This is a genomic window from Caulobacter sp. AP07 (assembly GCF_000281955.1).
Classification (GTDB): domain Bacteria; phylum Pseudomonadota; class Alphaproteobacteria; order Caulobacterales; family Caulobacteraceae; genus Caulobacter.
This window is the reverse complement of sequence record NZ_AKKF01000252.1, coordinates 1-16,131: the sequence shown is the minus strand read 5'-3', so window position 1 is coordinate 16,131 and position 16,131 is coordinate 1. Positions and strand designations below refer to the sequence as shown.

Sequence of the window (16,131 nt, the reverse complement as noted above, 5' to 3'; positions counted from 1 at the left end):
CAGCCTCTGCGAGGCTTCCGGGATGACAACTCTATTTAGGGCGCTGATATCTTCAGAGCGTCCCGATAGCCAAGTTGAGTACGCGCCCTAGCCGCCCACCCGGCTGATGGCGAACCCCGCCGCGTAGCCCCGGGCGTCGGCCGGATCGAACGGCGCGCCGTCGAACAGGGCCGCGGGCGGCGGCGGCGAGGCGTCGGCGAACGCCATCGCCGGCTCGACCACCGGCCCCACCGACAGGGCCGCCTCGCGGAACAGGTCGGGGCGATACACCTGGTCGGCGACGGCCTCGAGGTCCAGGTCGGGACCGACCTGCCCCCAGCGGACCATCTGCGACAGGAACCACAGGGCGTGCTCCCGGCGCGGCAGGCCGGCGGCGTCGCGGTGGAAGACGATCTCCTGCCGCAGGGCGCGGGCCAGCACCTCGGGCTCGGCGCCGACATGGTCGGGTCGCGACAGCAGCGCGACGAGTTCGGCGTGGTTGCCCGGCTCGTCGGCCCAGGCCGCGGCGCGGATCAGGGCGCGCAGGGCCGCCCGCAGGTCGTCGGGACGTCGCGCCGCCCAGGCCTGCGTGACGCCGAACACCTTGTCCGGCCCGCCCGGCCAGAAGGTCGACGCCTTGATCAGAATCTCGCCGACCCCCTCGCTGACGGCCACGGCGTTCCAGGGCGCGCCGACGCAGAAGCCGTCGATTCCGCCGGACTGCAGATGAGCGACCACGCGCGGCGGCGGCGTCACCACCAGGCGGACGTCGTGGTCGGGATCGACGCCCGCCTGGGCCAGCCAGTAGCGCAGGGCGTAGCTGTGCATCGAATGGGGGAAGACCACGGCGAAGATCAGCGGCGGGGCGCCCTGGCCTCGCCGCTGTTCGATCAGCCGGGCCAGCGGCCGCGCGGTGACCGTCTCCGCCGCCATGCCCTCGGGATCGACCGCCCGCAGGGCGTCGGCCAGGGCCGTCGAGACGGTGATGGCGCTGCCGTTCAGGTTCAGGGCCAGGGGCGCGAGCATCGGCGCGGCGACGACGCCGTCGTCGCCCAGGCCGGCCGCCAGGGCCATGGGCGCCAGCATGTGGGCCCCGTCCAGCGCCCCGACCGCCACCTTGTCGCGGATCGTCGCCCACGAGGCTTCGCGGCTGAGCGTCACCTCCAGCCCCTCCTCGGCGAAAAATCCCAGCGACTTGGCCACCACCAGGGGCGCGCAGTCGGTCAGGGGGATGAAGCCCAGCGTCAGGTCGGCCAGTCCGCTCACGAGGCGTCGCCCTTCAGGATGTTGGCGAAGGCCAGCAGGTCGGCGGCCACCGCGCCGATCGGCCGACCTTTGTCCATGGCCAGCTTGCGCAGCAGCCGATAGGCGCCGTCCTCGTCCAGGCCCCGCTCCTTCATCAGCAGACCCTTGGCCCGCTCGACCGTCTTGCGCGACTCCAGGTCGGCCTTGGCCTTGGCCAGGTCGCCGCGCAGCTGTTGGGTCAGGGCGAACCGGCTCATGGCGACGTCGAGGATCGGCCGCACCCGGGCGGGCGACAGGCCGTCGACGATATAGGCCGCCACCCCGGCCCGGACGGCCTGCTCGGCCAGGCCTGGTTCCGAGCGGTCGACGAACATCACCACCGGGCGCGGATTGCTCACCGAGGATTCGCGAAGGCTTTCGAGGGTGTCGCGGTCGGGGCTGTCGGAGGCGATCACCACCACGTCGGGCGCGAACTCCAGCACCTCGCGTTCGTCGAAGGTGGTGGCCTGGCGGACCTGCAAGGGGTCCACCCCCGCCAGACCTTCAGCGACCAGGGCGGCTCTCGCGGAATCCGGATCGATGACAAGCACGCGCATGGCGTTGGCGTAGGTCCCTTGGCCCGGCGACGGGAGGTTTCAACACCGTTCACGGGCCAGCTTAGCCGATAAGCCCATGGCGCGGGCGCCGGCGCCTGAAATATTGGCGCCCGTCGCGGGATCTTGAAGACCGACGGGGGTCGAGGCGGCGGTCCGCCTCCGTCCCGCCCCCTATTGCGGCGACGGTTCATCCGCGAAGATCGCCGTCCTGGCCACCGGATGGGCCGAAGACACCGCGCCGCGATACATGCCCAGGTCGTTCATGCTGAAGGCCGCGCGGCCCTGGCCGTCGATGGCGATCAGGCCGCCGTCGCCGCCGATCGCGCCGATCGACTTGATGGTGTCGTCCCCGGCCTGCTGGACGCCCTGCCCCTTCCAGGCGATCCGGTCGCAGACCTGGCGGGCGGCGGTCTCACGGATGAAATATTCGCCCGAGCCGGTCGCCGAGACCGCGCAGACCCCATCGCGGGCGTAGGTTCCCGCCCCGATGATCGGGGAATCGCCGATCCGGCCCCAGCGCTTGCCGGTCATGCCGCCCGTCGAGGTGGCGGCGGCGACGTGGCCGGCCTGGTCCAGGGCCACGGCCCCAACGGTGCCGAACAGGTGGGTGGGGTCGAGCGCGGCCTGGTGGTTCTTGCGCCAGGTTTCCAACTGCTTCCAGCGCTCCTCGGTGCGGAAATAGCTGGGATCGACCTGTTCCAGTCCCTTCTCCTTGGAGAACTGGTCGGCGCCGTCGCGGGCCAGCAGCACGTGCGGCGACTGTTCCATCACGGCGCGGGCCAGGCTGATGGGGTTCTTGGTGCGGGTGACGCCGGCCACCGCCCCGGCCTTCAGGGTCTTGCCGTCCATGATCGAGGCGTCGAGCTCGTTCTTGCCCTCGGCGGTGAACACCGCGCCCTTGCCGGCGTTGAACAGCGGATTGTCTTCCAGCACCCGCACCGTGGCCTCGACGGCGTCCAGGCTGGAGCCGCCGGCCTTCAGCACCTTGGCGCCGGCGGCCATCGCCGCGTCGAGGCCGGCGCGATAGGCCGCCTCCTTCTCGGGCGTCAGGTCGCCGCGCTTGATCACCCCGGCCCCGCCGTGGATGGCCAGCGACCACGGACCGTCGGCCGCCGAGGCCGGCCCCGCCAGCAAGGCGGCGACCGCCAGGACGGAAAGGGAAGCCACGCGGATCTTCGAAAGCGTCATGGGACTCTCTGGGTCACGAGAACCGAGGCGCCGGCGGGAATCGACAGGGCGGGCTCAGCGGTCGTCGCGGACCAGAACGCCGCTGTTGACCGCCGCCGTCAAGACCGCGATCCGCGCCTAGACCGGCACGGCGGCCAGGGCCCGCACCGCGGCGATCACCGGTTCGGCTTCCGTGCGCACCAGCCAGTCCGGGCTGACGTCGGCGAACCGCACGACCTGGTCGCGGCCGATCACCACCACGGTCGGCTGCGGCAGCTCCCAGGTTCCCGTACCCGTGGTGTCGCCGATGAAGGCCCCCTTGGCGCGCTGGGCGGCCTGGCTGGCCGCGTCGGCGGTGTAGAGGATCCCGAGCCGCCGCCCCAGGGTGTTGTCGGGGTCGGACGCCACCCTGAACGACAGGTCGTGCCGGGTCCGGATCTCGCCCAGCCGCTCGGGAACCTGCGGGCTGACCGCGACCAGCGGCACGCCGAGGGCCTTCAGGGTCGGCTGCAAGGCGCGCTCGTAATAGGGCAGCGCGATGTTGCAGGCCGGGCAGCCGGCGAAGCGGAAGAACACCAGCACCGCCGGGCCGTTGGCGGTCAGGCCCTTCAGGGTCAGGTCGCCGCCCTCGACGTCCTTGAGCACGAAGGGCTCGACCGTGTCGCCCGCCTTGACCCAGGCGGCGGGGTCGGCGGTCTCGACCAGGGTCGCGCGCTGGTCGATGTTGATCTTCAGGGCGGCGGGGTCCCAGGTGCGCAGGCGCTCGGCGTGCAGGTCGGCGAGCAGTCGGGTCAGGCTCTCTTGGCTCATCGGACGTTCTCCTCGGCTTGAAGGGGTTCTGTGGAATTTCGGGCGGCGGCGATCTCCATCGCCTGCAGACGGGCCCGCTCGAAGATCGAGCCCATCCGCCAGTGCTGGTTGGTGAAGCTGGCGGCGTGCTCGCCCCAGCCGGAGTCGCGGCGGAAGGCGCCCAGCTGGCCCGAGGCCAGGGCCTGCTGGGCGGTGATCCCGACCGGCGCCTCGCAGTCGGGCCAGACGAACAGGGCGTCGGCCGGGCAGTAGAGCTCGCACAGCAGGCAGGTCTGGCAGTCGGCCTGGCGGGCGATCACCGCCTTGCCGCCGGGGCCGGCCTCCAGCACGTCGCTGGGACAGGCGTCGACGCAGTCCCCGCAGCCGTTGCAGCGCGCGTCGATGACGACCTCGATCATCAGGCCACCTCCGCCTGGGCGGCGGCCGGCTCGAACGCCGTCCAGACCTTGTCCAGCCGGCCGGCTCGCTGGCGCGTCGCCAGGCGAGGATCGAGGCCCGGCGCGTCCTCGCGCCGGTGCATGCCGCGGCTCTCGCGGCGGGCCAGGGCGCAGGCCTTGCTCCAGCGCCCGGCCGCGACCAGGGCGGCGGCCTCGCGGGTCCGGACCGCGCCCCGACCCTCGCCGCGCGCGTGGGCGGCCAGTTCGACCCAGACGGCGTCCAGCCGGGCGGCCGATTCCGCCAGGGCCGGGCCGCGCCGGAAGATGTTGCGTTCGTAGTCGTTCAGTTCGTCGCGCACCGTCTGGACGGCCGCGCGAAGATCGACCGGACGCTGGGCCCGATCCGGTCGCAACCCGGTTCGCCCGGTGGCCACCGCCAGCTCTTCGGCCCGCACGCCCTGCCCCAGCGCCAGCTGCGCGGCCCCCGCCCCGGCCCACTGCCCCGACGACAGCGCCCAGGACGAATTGACCGCGCCACCGCCCGAGATCGCGCCGGTGACCAGCTCGCGGCTGGCCGCGTCACCAGCCGCGAACAGGCCCTGGACCTGGGTCTGGCAGGCCTCGTCCGTCACCCGCAGCCCGCCGATACCCCGCACCGTGCCCTCGGCGTGCAGGGTCACCTCGAAGCGGTCGCCATAGGCGTCGATCCCCTTGCGGTCGAACGGCAGGACGAAGTTGGGCTGCACCTGCGGCATGACCCGACGGATGTCCTCGGGCACGCGGTCGAGGCGGCAGAACAGCGGCCCGGCGATCAGGGCCCGGGCCAGGTGCGGGGTGACGTCGGGGCCGTTGGGGATATCGAGCTCGCGGTCGTCGGCGTCGAACCAGCGGGCGAAGCTGTAGGCCATCGAGCGGGCCATGTTCGTGCCCGCCATGGCCGGGGTGTAGTAGTTGCAGAACTCCATGCCCGACAGGTCGGCCCCGGCCTCGACGCCCATCAGCAGGCCGTCGCCGGTATTGGTGGCCGAGCCCAGCAGGCGCGAGGCGAAGGCGCAGCCGCCGGTGGCCAGCACCACGGCGCCGGCCCGGATCGTCCACGGCCGCTCGCCGCGCAGCGCCGTTCCCGCCGCCCCGGCGATCGCGCCGTCGCCGTGGCGCAGCAGCTCCAGGGCCGGATGGTGGTCGAGGATGCGCACGCCCTGATCCAGCGCCAGGCGCCGCATGGCCCGCATGTATTCGGGCCCGCGCAGGCCGCGATAGAACGGTTGCCCCTGATCATCGACGGAGAAGTCGTAATAGCCGCGCAGGGTCGGCAGGCTGGTCCAGGTCAGGTCCAGGATCCGCCGCATCCAGTCCGGATCGCCCAGGCCCAGCGACCGCTTCAGCCGGTCGGCCACCGCGCCCTCCCGCGCCTCGGGCGGGACCCACCAGTGGCCGGGACCGGCCGTGGCGGTGACCCCGCTCGTGCCGCAATGGCCCTTGTCGGCGAGGACGACGTCGGCCCCCTCGCGCGCGGCGGCGATGGCGGCCCAGGTTCCGGCCAGGCCGCCGCCGATCACCAGCACGTCGGCCGACAAGGCGAGGCTCATGGCGCGACCGCCGCGTTGAACGACCGGTCGAAGGCTCCGGCCGGGTCGCGCGTCGAGGTCACCGCTCCGGCGCCCCGGAACCGGTCGAGCACCGCCCGCGCCTCGATCACCGCCTGGTCGTCAATCACCGCCGGCGCGATCCGGTAGTGCTGGACGGTGTAGAGGGCGACCTCCGGCTGCAGCCCGGTCTCCTTCGACAGCGCCGCCGCGAATTCCCGGGGATGCTCGCCCGCCCAGCGCCGGGCCTTGGCCAGGCGGCGCAGGAAGTCCTCGACCTGCGGGCGCTTGCCGGCGATCGCCGCCTCGCTGGCCGCCTCGAAGCCGTAGCCGCCGAGCCGGCCGTCGCCGTCGGCCAGGATCGTGGCGTCGTCGTGCAGCCGGGCCAGGGCGACATAGGAGCCCCAGGTCACCCAGGCGTCGATCGCGCCGCTGGTGAAGGCCGCCTTGGCGTCGCCGGGGCTGAGGAAGACGACCTGGACGTCGCCGGGCTTCAGCCCGGCCTCGTCCAGCAGGCGCAGCAGCAGGTAGTGGCCGATCGAGCCGCGTCCGGTGGCGACCTTCTTGCCGCGCAGGTCGGCGACGGCGCGGATCGGCGAATCCTTGCGGACCAGCAGGGCCGTCGAGGAGCCGCCGCTCTTGCCGGCCTGTACGGCCTTGATCTTCGCGCCGCTGGCATAGGCGTAGAGGAACGGCGCGTCGCCGGCCTCGCCCAGGTCCACCGCCCCCGCCCCGACGGCCTCGAGCAGCGGCTGGGCGGCCGGGAACTCGCTCCACTCGATCCTGTAGGGCGTCCCCTCCAGGGCGCCGGAGGCGATGAGGATCGCCTTTGTGCCGCCCCGCTGGCTGCCGACCTTGAGGACAGGCTGACCGTCCGCGCCGTCGTGCGCCCCGCCGCATCCGTTCAGGGTGAAGGCGGCGGCCAGGGCGGCGATGGCGATGGCGAAGCTGCGTCTGTGCATGGCGCCCTCCCTCAGAAGCGTTGGGTCAGGCGGGCGTAGTAGTAGCCGCCGGTGATGCCGAAGGGCGAGAACAGGCCGAACTGGTTCATGCCGGTGTCCGGGTTGATCACCCCGATCTTGTCCGGGTGCTGGTCGAACAGGTTGTTGGCCCCGATCGCCACCGTGGTGGACTCCCGCACGTCGTAGGAGACGTCGAGGTCGGCCACCCACTTGGCGCTGTAGGCGCGGTCCAGATTGGCCGAGGTCCCGGCCTCGGTGTAGCGGCCGTAGCGAGTGGCGCGCAGGCTGGCGGTCACGGCGTCGCGGTTCCACAGCGCGCCCAGCACGACCTTCTCGCGCGGCGTGCCCACCGTCAGGTCGGCGACCTTCTGGCGGTCGAACAGCACCAGGTTGGGATTGACCGCCAGCAGCACGGCCGGCGTAGCCTGCCGCTTGGTGATCTTGGTCTTGTTGAAGGCGTAGGCGGCGTTGAGATTGACCCGTCCCCAGTCGCCCAGGTCCAGGCTGTACTCGCCGACCAGGTCGACGCCCGTCGTCCGGGTCGAGACGGCGTTGGTGTAGTAGGTGGCGGTCAGGCCCTGCGGGAACCGGCTCAGCAGCGGGGCCAGGGCCGGCTGCGAGGCCAGCTGGGTGGCGCTGAGGTCGAGGTTGCTGGTGTCGACGATGCGGTCGTCGATGTCGATCTGGTAGGCGTCCAGCGTCACCCGCAGGCGGCTGGTCGGCTCGGCGGTGATCCCGAAACTGTAGTTGGTCGAGGTCTCGGGCTTCAGCGGCGTCGCCCCCAGGGCGGCGGCCTCGGCCGAGCCGGGGCGCAGCACCTTGGTCGGGAAGGTCAGGTATTCGCCGGGCGTGCAGGCCACGCCGCGGAACACGTTGTTGGGCGCCGCCGCGCACAGGCTGCCGGAGATCGTCGAGCTGGCGAACACTTCCTGGCCCAGCGACGGAGCGCGGAAGCCGTTGCTGACCGTGGCCCGCACCGCGTAGCCGGGCAGGAACTCCCAGCGGGTGGTCAGCTTGCCGCTGGTGGTGTCGCCGACATCGCCGGTGTAGCGCTCATGGCGCGCCGCCAGCCCGACATACCAGGTGTCGGTCAGGTCGGTCCCGACGTCGACATAGGCCGCATAGCTGTTGCGGTTGGCCGAGCCGGCGTCGTCGGGCGCGGTCCCGGCGTACGACGCCAGGCCCGGATTGGGCCGCAGGCCGGCGAACGGCTGGCCGGCCGGGATCACGTAGTCGCCGACGACGTAAGAGGCCTCGTCGCCCGCCTCGACCTTGAAGCGCTCGTAGCGGTGCTCCAGCCCCCACGACACCTGGACGGGATGGGGCAGCACGCCGTCGAACGCGCGGGTGACGTCGAGGTTGTTGGTCCACTGCTGGAATTCATGGGTCGACAGGTGGAAATAGGTCGGGCTGGCCGGGCCGAGCGTGGCGTTGAGGGTGTTCTGGCCATCGAGCTGGGCGTGGTCCTGGGCCAGGGTGGTCGAGACGTCCCAGTCCCAGCCGCGCGCCTGGCCGCGCGCGCCGAAGCTGGTCTGGAAATCGGTCTCGAAGATCCGCCGCAGGGCGTTGAAGCCGTAGGGATAGACCTCGGGCAGCGAGTTGCGGTTCAGCGGCCGGCCCGGCGTGACGCCGGCCACCGGCGCCAGGTTGGGCAGGAAGCTGCCGGTGTTCTTCTTCGAACCGCGATGGCTGAGCGTGCCGGCCGAATAGAGCGTCAGGTCCTTCCAGGGCAGCTCGGCGTTGTAGGACGCGGCGAGGATGTCCTCCTCGCCCGGGCCATAGCCATGGCCCCAGAAGTAGCGGTCGGCGGTGGCGTCGCGCGGGTCGGGGGTGACGGTGGTCACCCCGCCCACCGTGGTGACCGTGGGCTGGAAGATGTACTGGGCCCGCGACGGGACCGAGCGCGAGGCGGCCTCGTTGTTCTTCCAGTTCAGGGCCAGTTGCACGAAACCGCCCTGGTCGCCGAGCGGCAGGCCGTAGTTGAGGGTGGCGCTGCGGGTGTCGCCGTCGCCCAGATAGTTCTGGCCACCGGTGTAGCTGAACGAACCCCCTTCAGCGTCCTTCTTGAGGATGATGTTGATGACGCCGGCGATGGCGTCGGAGCCGTACTGGGCCGAGGCGCCGTCGCGCAGCACCTCGATGCGGTCGATGGCCGAGGCCGGGATCAGGTCCAGGTCGACCGGCGATCCGCCGCGCCCCACCCGCGCCAGGTTGTTGATCAGCGCCGTGCCATGCCTGCGCTTGCCGTTGACCAGGAACAGCGCCTGGTCGCCGTTCAAGCCGCGCATGGTGATCGCCCGCACCGTCCACGAGGTGCCGCCGCCGTTGACGCCCGGCAGGTTGAACGACGGGATCAGGGTGTTGAGCACCTCCTTGAGGCCGACCTTGCCGGTGGCGGTCAGCTGCTGGCTGGAGATCACGTCCACCGGCGCCGGGCTGTCGGCGACCGTGCGCCGCACGCCGCGCACGCCGGTGACGATCACCGCCTCGAGCGCGGTCGCGCCGTCGGCCTCGGCGGGGGGAGCCTCGGCGGCCAGCGGGGCGTCGACCGAGGGAACCTCGGCGGCGGCCGCCGCCAGGGCGAAGGTCGAGGCGCAGGCCAGCAGGCTGCCGCCCAGGACGGAACGAAGTCGCTGTCGATGGGTCTTGGAGGCGTAGGCGATAGTCAAGATGATCCCCCGCGCGGAGGCGATCGCCGCCGCGTCTTGTCGGTCTTGTCGTGGAAAGAGGTCGCGCCCGCCGGCTCCGAGGAGCGCCAGGGCGGGCGCGTCAGTTTGGCCGCGTCACGTCAGGCGCGGCGGTCGCGGTACGGGATGTCGTCGCCGCCGATCAGCACGCGCTCCATCACGCGTGGAAAATCACCGTAGTCGCGGACCGCGTAGTGCAGGCCGGCGCGGTTGTCCCACAGGGCCACCGAGTTGGGCCGCCAGCGGAAGCGGGCATGGTGTTCGGGCTTCTTGACCTCGTCATAGAGCCGGGCCAGCAGCGCCCGGCTCTCGTCCGGCGCCAGGTCGACGAACCGCGGCTTGAGGCTGAAATTGATCCAGAAGATGTCCTCGTCGGTCTCCGGATGGGTGCGGATCGCCGGATGGGCGACCAGCGGATAGCGTTCGCCCGACTTGGCCAGGGCGTCCTGGTAGTCGTGGATGACGTAGAGGTCGTCGACCGCCGCCTTCAGGTCGTCCGGCAAGCCGCGATAGATCGCCCCGCCGTCGGCCCAGATGGTGTCGCCGCCGACCTCGGGAATGTGCACGGCCTTCAGCACCGCCCCGAACGACGGGTTGATCCGCCAGCTGGTGTCGGTGTGCCAGTGGTTCTCGCGGATGTCGTACTTCTTCAGCGCCTCGGCCGAGATCGGCTGCACGGCGCGATGGGTGTCCACCCCGCCGGTCGGGTGGGCGTAGACCTCGCCGAAATTGGCGGCGAAGGCCAGTTGCTGGTCGCGGGTGATGTCCTGGTCGCGGAAGAACAGCACCTTGCGCTGAAGCAACAGGGCCTTGAGGGCGTCGCGCTGGGCGCGACTCAGCGGCTGGCTCAGGTCGACGCCGGTGACCTCGGACCCGATCGTGGGGTTGAGATGGGCGACGCCCAGCTCGATGCTTTCGCGAACGCTGGTGATGGTGGCGCTCATGGCCTCTCCTCGCCTGACAAGCTCGACAAGCGGCCAGGGCGGCCGCGACCAGGGGCACCATGCGCAACAACCCGGGTCCGGCGCGAAGCAGTATTTCTCCGGTGAATTTCAGAGAAACCTATATCTTTCAAACAAATAGACCAGATCAGCGATGGTCATGTTTCAAGGCTCGATGGCGCGGTTCCCCACGACGCACCGATCACCTCCATTCCGCTCGGGCCAGACGCGGATCGCTTCACTGTCAGCAAACTGACACGTGACCCCGCTAGTGCAGCGCTTGACCCCCGAAGACGCGGTGAGCGCGAGACGCCCCTTCATGGCATGGCTACGTGATATCGATCGCTGGTTCGGCGCCTGCGTGTTGCCCTACGCGGCCAACTACCGGGCCTATGCCCGCAAGCTGACCGGCGACGAGGCCGACGCCGAGGACCTGGTGCAGGAGGCCTACGCCAAGGTGCTGGGCGTGGCCGAGTGGCGGCGCCTGGAAACCCCGGAGCGGTTCGTGATGACCATCATCCGCAACCTGGCCTTCGAGCGCTTCCGCCGCGCCAAGGTGGTGGCCATCCGCCAGATCGGGGTGCTGGAAATGGACGCCCTGCCCGACCCGGCGCCGGACGCCTATGCGGTGACCAGCGCCCGCCAGGAGCTGGACCTGGTGCTGGCGGCGCTGGAACGCCTGCCCGTCCAGTGCCGCAGGGTGTTGACCTTGCGAAAAATGCACGGCCTTTCGCCAGGACAGATAGCGGTTAGGTTGAACTTGTCCGTCTCTACAGTTGAAAAGCATCTGGCCAAGGGGCTGCGGCTCTTGACCAAGGCCCTGGCCTCGGGCGATGGCCGCAGTATCGAGAAACGATCGAGTTCATGGCGCGACCGGGCGATCAAGACAGAGAAGAACTGATCGCCCAGGCTTCCCAATGGCTGGCGCGCCTCGACGCCGGCCGCGCCACCGAGCAGGACCTGAACGCCTGGCGCGACGCCGATCCGCGCCGCGCCGCGGCCTTCGCCGAGGTGGCGCACGCCTGGACGCGACTGGACGCCCTGCGCGACGTCGCCGACAAGCCGGTCCCGAGGATCGACCGCCGGGCCTGGCTGACCGGCGGCGGCGCGGCCCTGGCCGCCAGCCTGGCGGGCGGGGCCTGGCTGGGACGCGACATCCTGCTGCGCGACCGTGTCGTCACCGGCGTGGGCGAACGGCGGACCCTGGCCCTGCCGGACGGCAGCTCGGTCGAGCTCAACACCGACACCGAGGTGTTCTGGCGGTTCGACCGCACGCGGCGGCGGCTGTGGCTGGCGCGGGGCGAGGCGGCGCTGACGATCGCCCAGGACCATCTGCGGCCCTTCGAGCTGTTCACCGCCCAGGGGTTGGCGCGCTTGGCCGCTGGCCAATTCAACGCCCGCCTGCGCCCGGCGGGCCTGGACCTGATCGTCCTGGCGGGCCAGGCGGCGGTCGAGACCGCGTCCGGCCGCGCCGAGGCCCAGGTGGTCGGCCCGGCCGACGCCCGCCGCGTGCTGGAGATCACCGCCCGGCGCATCGACGTGGTCGATACGCCGGAGGCGCAGGTCCAGAGCGTCCAGGCCTGGCGGCGCGGCGAGATCGTCTTCGAGGGCCAGGCCCTGTCGGCCGCCGTCGAGGAATATAACCGCTACCTGACCCGCAAGCTGGTGATCGGCGACGACCGGGCCGGCCGCCTGCGGCTGGGCGGACGGTTCCTGACCGGCGACCCCGACAGCTTCCTGGACGCCCTGCGCACGACCTTCGGCCTACGGATCATCGACGACGGATCGTCGCGAATTCTTCTTAAATCTCGATAGGGGTTTTCCCCACCTCCCCCGTCTTGCCGTTCGAGACGCCGATCACGGCGATCAACGACATGGGGGCTCTTCCGATGATCAAGACCTGGGGCCTGCGCATCGGCGCGGGCATGTTGCTGGCCACCACGGCCCTGATTTCCGTCGTTCCGGTCGCGGCCCAGGCCCAGGCCGCCGCGCGCGTCGCGTTCGATATTCCGGCCGGCGACACCGCCTCGGCCCTCAACGCCTTTTCGCGCCAGGCCGGCGTGCAGCTGATGTTCCCCTACGACGTCGCCGCCCGCCATCGCACGGCGGGCCTGAAGGGCGCGTTCGGTCGCGAGGAGGCCCTGCGCCGGCTGATCGACGGCGGCGACCTGGAGATCGCCTCGGCCAACGCCCAGGTCATCACCCTGCGTGAAAAGAGCGCCGGCCCTTTGGCCCGCCAGGACGCGGACGTGGTCGGTGAGATCATCGTCACCTCGCGCGCCGGCTCGGACGCCCGCACCCGCCTGGCCACCAGCTACGCCGTCACCACCATGAACGAAGAGTCGCTGCGCATGCGCTCGCCGATGGGCGTGGCCGACGCGCTGAAGGCCGTGCCCGGCTTCTGGGTCGAGGCCTCGGGCGGCGAGGCCAGCGCCAACATCCGGGCTCGCGGCATCCCGCAGGAAGGCTTCTCGGCCATCGCCCTGCAGGAGGACGGCGCGCCGATCCAGCACGACGGTGGCCTGGGCTACCTCAACGCCGACCAGTCGTTCCGCCTGGACGAGACCATCGACCGCATCGAAGTGGTGCGCGGCGGCCCCTCGTCGATCTTCGCCTCCTACGCCCCGGGCGGCACGGTCAACTTCATCACCCGCAAGGGCGGCGACACGCCCGAGGGCCTGGCCAAGCTGCAGGTCAGCGACTACGGCCTCAAGCGCGTCGACCTGTTCTACGGCGGCCCGATCGGCAAGGACTGGCACGGATCGGTCGGCGGCTTCTGGCGCGAGGACGACGGCATCCGCGACCCGGGCTACACGGCCAACAAGGGCTACCAGTGGCGCGTCGAGGCCGGCCGCGAGTTCGAGCGCGGCAGCATCGAGTTCAACCTCAAGCACCTGGACGACAACGTCATCCTGTTCGCCGGCGTGCCGCTGAAGTTCAACGCCGCCGGCGAGCCCAGCGCCGCGCCCGGCTTCGACCCGCTGACCGGCACCCTGGCCGGTCCGGAGACCTCGCACCTGACCCTGCGCGGCCCGACCGGTCCCTTCAACTGGGACCTGACGCGCGGCACCGAGGTCGAGCTGACCCAGGCCACGGCGATCTTCAAGTACGAGCCCTTCGACGGCTGGCGTTTCCAGGACACGCTGCGCTACCGGACCTCGGAGTCCAAGCGCATCGGCCTGTTCCCCAACACCCCGACGCTGGGCAGCGCCCGCATCGCCCAGTACCGCGCCGCCCTGCTGGCCGCCACGCCGGGCGCCACCGACGTGCAACTGCGCTACGCCACCACCGGCGAGGTCTTCAACACCGCCGGCGCCGGCCAGAACGGCAACGGCCTCATCCTCGACGGCTCGCTGCGCTACGTCTCGGTGCCGCTGGACGAGCTGATCAACGACGCCCGTTTCCTGCACAAGTTCGAGTTCGGCGACCAGACCCACGACGTGGCCTTCGGCGTCTACACCGCCCACGTGGAAGAGGCCTTCAACCGCTATTCGGCCAACGCCCTGCTCGACGTGCGCGAGAACGCCCAGCGCCTCGACCTGGTGGCCGTCAACGCCGCCGGCCAGGTGCTGTCCAGCCTGACCGAGAACGGCATCAGCCGCTACGGCGCCGAGTTCGCCAACGGCGACGGCAAGTCCAACACCGTCGCCCTCTACCTGACCGACGAGTGGAGCCTCACCTCCAAGCTGCGCATCGACGCCGGCGTGCGCTGGGAGAAGATCGAGTTCGAGGGCCGCAGCGAACGCAGCGCGACGAAGAACCTGGGCCAGTCGCCGACCCCGGCCGACGACACCGTGCTGTCGGGCACAGGCGTCTACGACCGCCTGGACCGCAAGTTCGACCACGCCGGCTGGACCGTGGGCGTCGACTACAAGATCACGCCGCAGATGGGCATGTTCGGCCGCTTCACCTCGGCCTTCCGCCTGCCGTCGCTGGGCGACTACATCACCAACGCCACCAATTCGACGGGCACGGTCCAGACCATGGACCTCAGCGAACTCGGCTTCAAATGGGTGACCCCGAAGATCGAGCTCTACGCCACGGCCTTCCAGACCACCTACGACAACCTCGGCTTCGGCAGCCTGGTGTTCAACCCGACCACCGGCGCCTACGTCAACCAGACCAGCGTCACCGACACCAAGACCCTGGGCCTGGAGCTGGAAGGCACGGTGCGGCCGACCTCGTGGTTCGACCTGCGCTTCAACGCCACCTTCCAGAACCCGGAATTCGGCGACTACAAGTTCGAGGAGGCCTGCACGGTCGCGGCGACCGACCCGACCTGCCAGGTCAAGCCGCCGGCCGTCACCGCCAGCCGCACGCGCGACTTCACCGGCAACCAGCTGGTCCGCGTGCCCAAGACCTCGTTCCGCCTGACCCCCGGCGTCAACCTGCTGGACAGCAAGCTGCGGCTGGAAGCCAGCGTCGAGCGCTACGACGACCGCTTCTCGGACGCCGCCAACACCTCGAAGCTGCCGGCCTACACCCTGGTCAACGCCACGGTCCGCTACGAGATCGCCGACGGGCTGACGGTCTACGCTTACGGCAACAACCTGTTCAATGAGCTGGGCCTGACCGAGGGCAACCCGCGCGCCGGCCAGATCATCAGCGGCGAGGCCGGCGCTCTCTACGGCATCGGCCGGCCGGAGTTCGGCCGCTCGTTCCGCGCGGCGCTGATGTACCGCTTCTAGTTTTCTATCCCCTTCCCCTCGACTGGGCGGTCGGCTTCGCGCCGATCGCCCGTTTTTTCTGGGAGCCGAACATGGTCCGGTGGCTGGCGCTGATCCTCCTGCTTCTGTCCACGCCCGCCTGGGCCCAGGAGCGCAAGCCCGACCTCGTCCTGACCGGACAGATCGTCGGGGCAGACAACCAGACCTACAAGCCAGTCACCTTCGAGGTGCCGTCGGGCGTGACCCGGCTGACCGTGGCCTTCGACTACGCCCGCGACCAGAAGACGGTCGTCGACCTGGGCCTGATGGACCCCGTACGCTTCCGCGGCTGGAGCGGTGGCAACAAGAAGAGCTTCACCGTCGCCGCCGAGGACGCCACCCCCAGCTACCTGCCCGGGCCGCTGCCCGCCGGCCGCTGGACCCTGCTGCTGGGCGTGCCCAACGCCCGCCCCGCCTCGAGCGCGGCCTATGAAGCCCGGATCTTCTTCGACCGCGACGACGGGGCCAAGAGCCTGCCCGCCACGCCGCTGAAGGCCGCGCCCGGCTGGTATCGCGGCGACCTGCACATGCACACCGCCCACAGCGACGGCTCCTGCCAGACCCAGGCCGGCGTTCGCTCGCCCTGCCCGCTCTACCGCACCGTCGCCGCCGCCAGCGCCCGCGGCCTGGATTTCATCGCCATCACCGATCACAACACCACCAGCCACTACGAGGCGATGGCCGAGCTGCAGCCGGCCTTCGACAAGCTGCTGCTGATCCCCGGGCGCGAGGTCACCACCTTCCAGGGCCACGCCAACGTCTTCGGCCCCACCGGCTTCATCGACTTCCGCCTGGGCGAGCCCACCGTGCCGAACATCAAGGCCTTGCAGGACGCCGTCGCGGCGGCTGGCGGGCTGTTCTCGATCAACCATCCCAGCTCGCCATCGGGCGAGGTCTGCATGGGCTGCGGCTGGACCGCTCCGAACACGGACTATGACGAGGTCCAGGCCATCGAGGTCGCCAACGGCGGCTCCGAACGCGCCCAGCACGGCGCCGAGGGACCGCTGTCGGGCGTTCCCTTCTGGGAGAAGCAACTGAACGCCGGCCACCGCATCACCGCCATCGGCGGCAGCGA

Annotated in this window: 13 protein-coding genes; 4 read left to right on the top strand and 9 right to left on the bottom strand. The window is 70.9% G+C overall.

The annotated features are described in order from the left end of the window. Positions 1–87 precede the first annotated feature (87 nt). The 9 genes from PMI01_RS22610 to PMI01_RS22570 form a co-directional block, all read right to left on the bottom strand. Positions 88–1,245: a CmpA/NrtA family ABC transporter substrate-binding protein gene (locus PMI01_RS22610; protein WP_007674733.1), complete on the bottom strand. Its 1,158-nt coding sequence runs from the start codon at positions 1,243–1,245 to the stop codon at positions 88–90. Then, positions 1,242–1,820, bottom strand: a complete 579-nt coding sequence (locus PMI01_RS22605) for an ANTAR domain-containing response regulator (RefSeq protein ID WP_007674730.1) — start codon at positions 1,818–1,820, stop codon at positions 1,242–1,244. The genes PMI01_RS22610 and PMI01_RS22605 overlap by 4 nt, the downstream gene beginning before the upstream one ends. A gap of 171 nt (positions 1,821–1,991) precedes the next feature. Continuing rightward, positions 1,992–3,008, bottom strand: a complete 1,017-nt coding sequence (locus PMI01_RS22600) for an isoaspartyl peptidase/L-asparaginase family protein (RefSeq protein ID WP_007674727.1) — start codon at positions 3,006–3,008, stop codon at positions 1,992–1,994. Between the two features lie 117 nt (positions 3,009–3,125). After that, positions 3,126–3,797 (bottom strand): peroxiredoxin-like family protein, encoded by a 672-nt coding sequence (locus tag PMI01_RS22595; protein ID WP_007674722.1) that lies wholly within the window; start codon positions 3,795–3,797, stop codon positions 3,126–3,128. Further along, positions 3,794–4,195, bottom strand: a complete 402-nt coding sequence (locus tag PMI01_RS22590; RefSeq protein WP_007674719.1) for a 4Fe-4S dicluster domain-containing protein — start codon at positions 4,193–4,195, stop codon at positions 3,794–3,796. The genes PMI01_RS22595 and PMI01_RS22590 overlap by 4 nt, the downstream gene beginning before the upstream one ends. Then, a complete protein-coding gene (locus PMI01_RS22585; protein ID WP_007674717.1) occupies positions 4,195–5,763 on the bottom strand; it encodes an FAD-dependent oxidoreductase in 1,569 nt (522 codons plus the stop codon). Before PMI01_RS22585 ends, PMI01_RS22590 begins: the two co-directional genes overlap by 1 nt. Beyond that, entirely contained in the window at positions 5,760–6,722 is a 963-nt protein-coding gene (locus PMI01_RS22580; protein ID WP_007674716.1) for an ABC transporter substrate-binding protein, read from the bottom strand. Before PMI01_RS22580 ends, PMI01_RS22585 begins: the two co-directional genes overlap by 4 nt. 11 nt (positions 6,723–6,733) lie before the next feature. Next, positions 6,734–9,391, bottom strand: coding sequence for a TonB-dependent receptor plug domain-containing protein (locus tag PMI01_RS22575; protein ID WP_007674714.1), 2,658 nt, complete (start codon positions 9,389–9,391; stop codon positions 6,734–6,736). Between the two features lie 119 nt (positions 9,392–9,510). Then, the gene (locus tag PMI01_RS22570; protein ID WP_007674712.1) at positions 9,511–10,353 is read right to left on the bottom strand and encodes a TauD/TfdA dioxygenase family protein; all 843 of its coding nucleotides are present in this window, start codon (positions 10,351–10,353) and stop codon (positions 9,511–9,513) included. Between the two features lie 316 nt (positions 10,354–10,669). Between PMI01_RS22570 and PMI01_RS22565 the strand changes: the two genes are divergently transcribed. The 4 genes from PMI01_RS22565 to PMI01_RS22550 form a co-directional block, all read left to right on the top strand. Continuing rightward, a complete protein-coding gene (locus PMI01_RS22565) occupies positions 10,670–11,251 on the top strand; it encodes an RNA polymerase sigma factor (protein ID WP_007674711.1) in 582 nt (193 codons plus the stop codon). Continuing rightward, complete coding sequence (locus PMI01_RS22560) at positions 11,215–12,165, top strand: FecR family protein (RefSeq protein WP_007674709.1); 951 nt, start codon at positions 11,215–11,217, stop codon at positions 12,163–12,165. Before PMI01_RS22565 ends, PMI01_RS22560 begins: the two co-directional genes overlap by 37 nt. Positions 12,166–12,239: 74 nt before the next feature. Continuing rightward, positions 12,240–15,038 (top strand): TonB-dependent receptor, encoded by a 2,799-nt coding sequence (locus PMI01_RS22555; protein ID WP_035037880.1) that lies wholly within the window; start codon positions 12,240–12,242, stop codon positions 15,036–15,038. A 71-nt stretch (positions 15,039–15,109) separates the two neighbouring features. Continuing rightward, the coding region (locus tag PMI01_RS22550) for a CehA/McbA family metallohydrolase (protein WP_007674704.1) at positions 15,110–16,131 on the top strand (1,022 nt) is incomplete at its 3' end.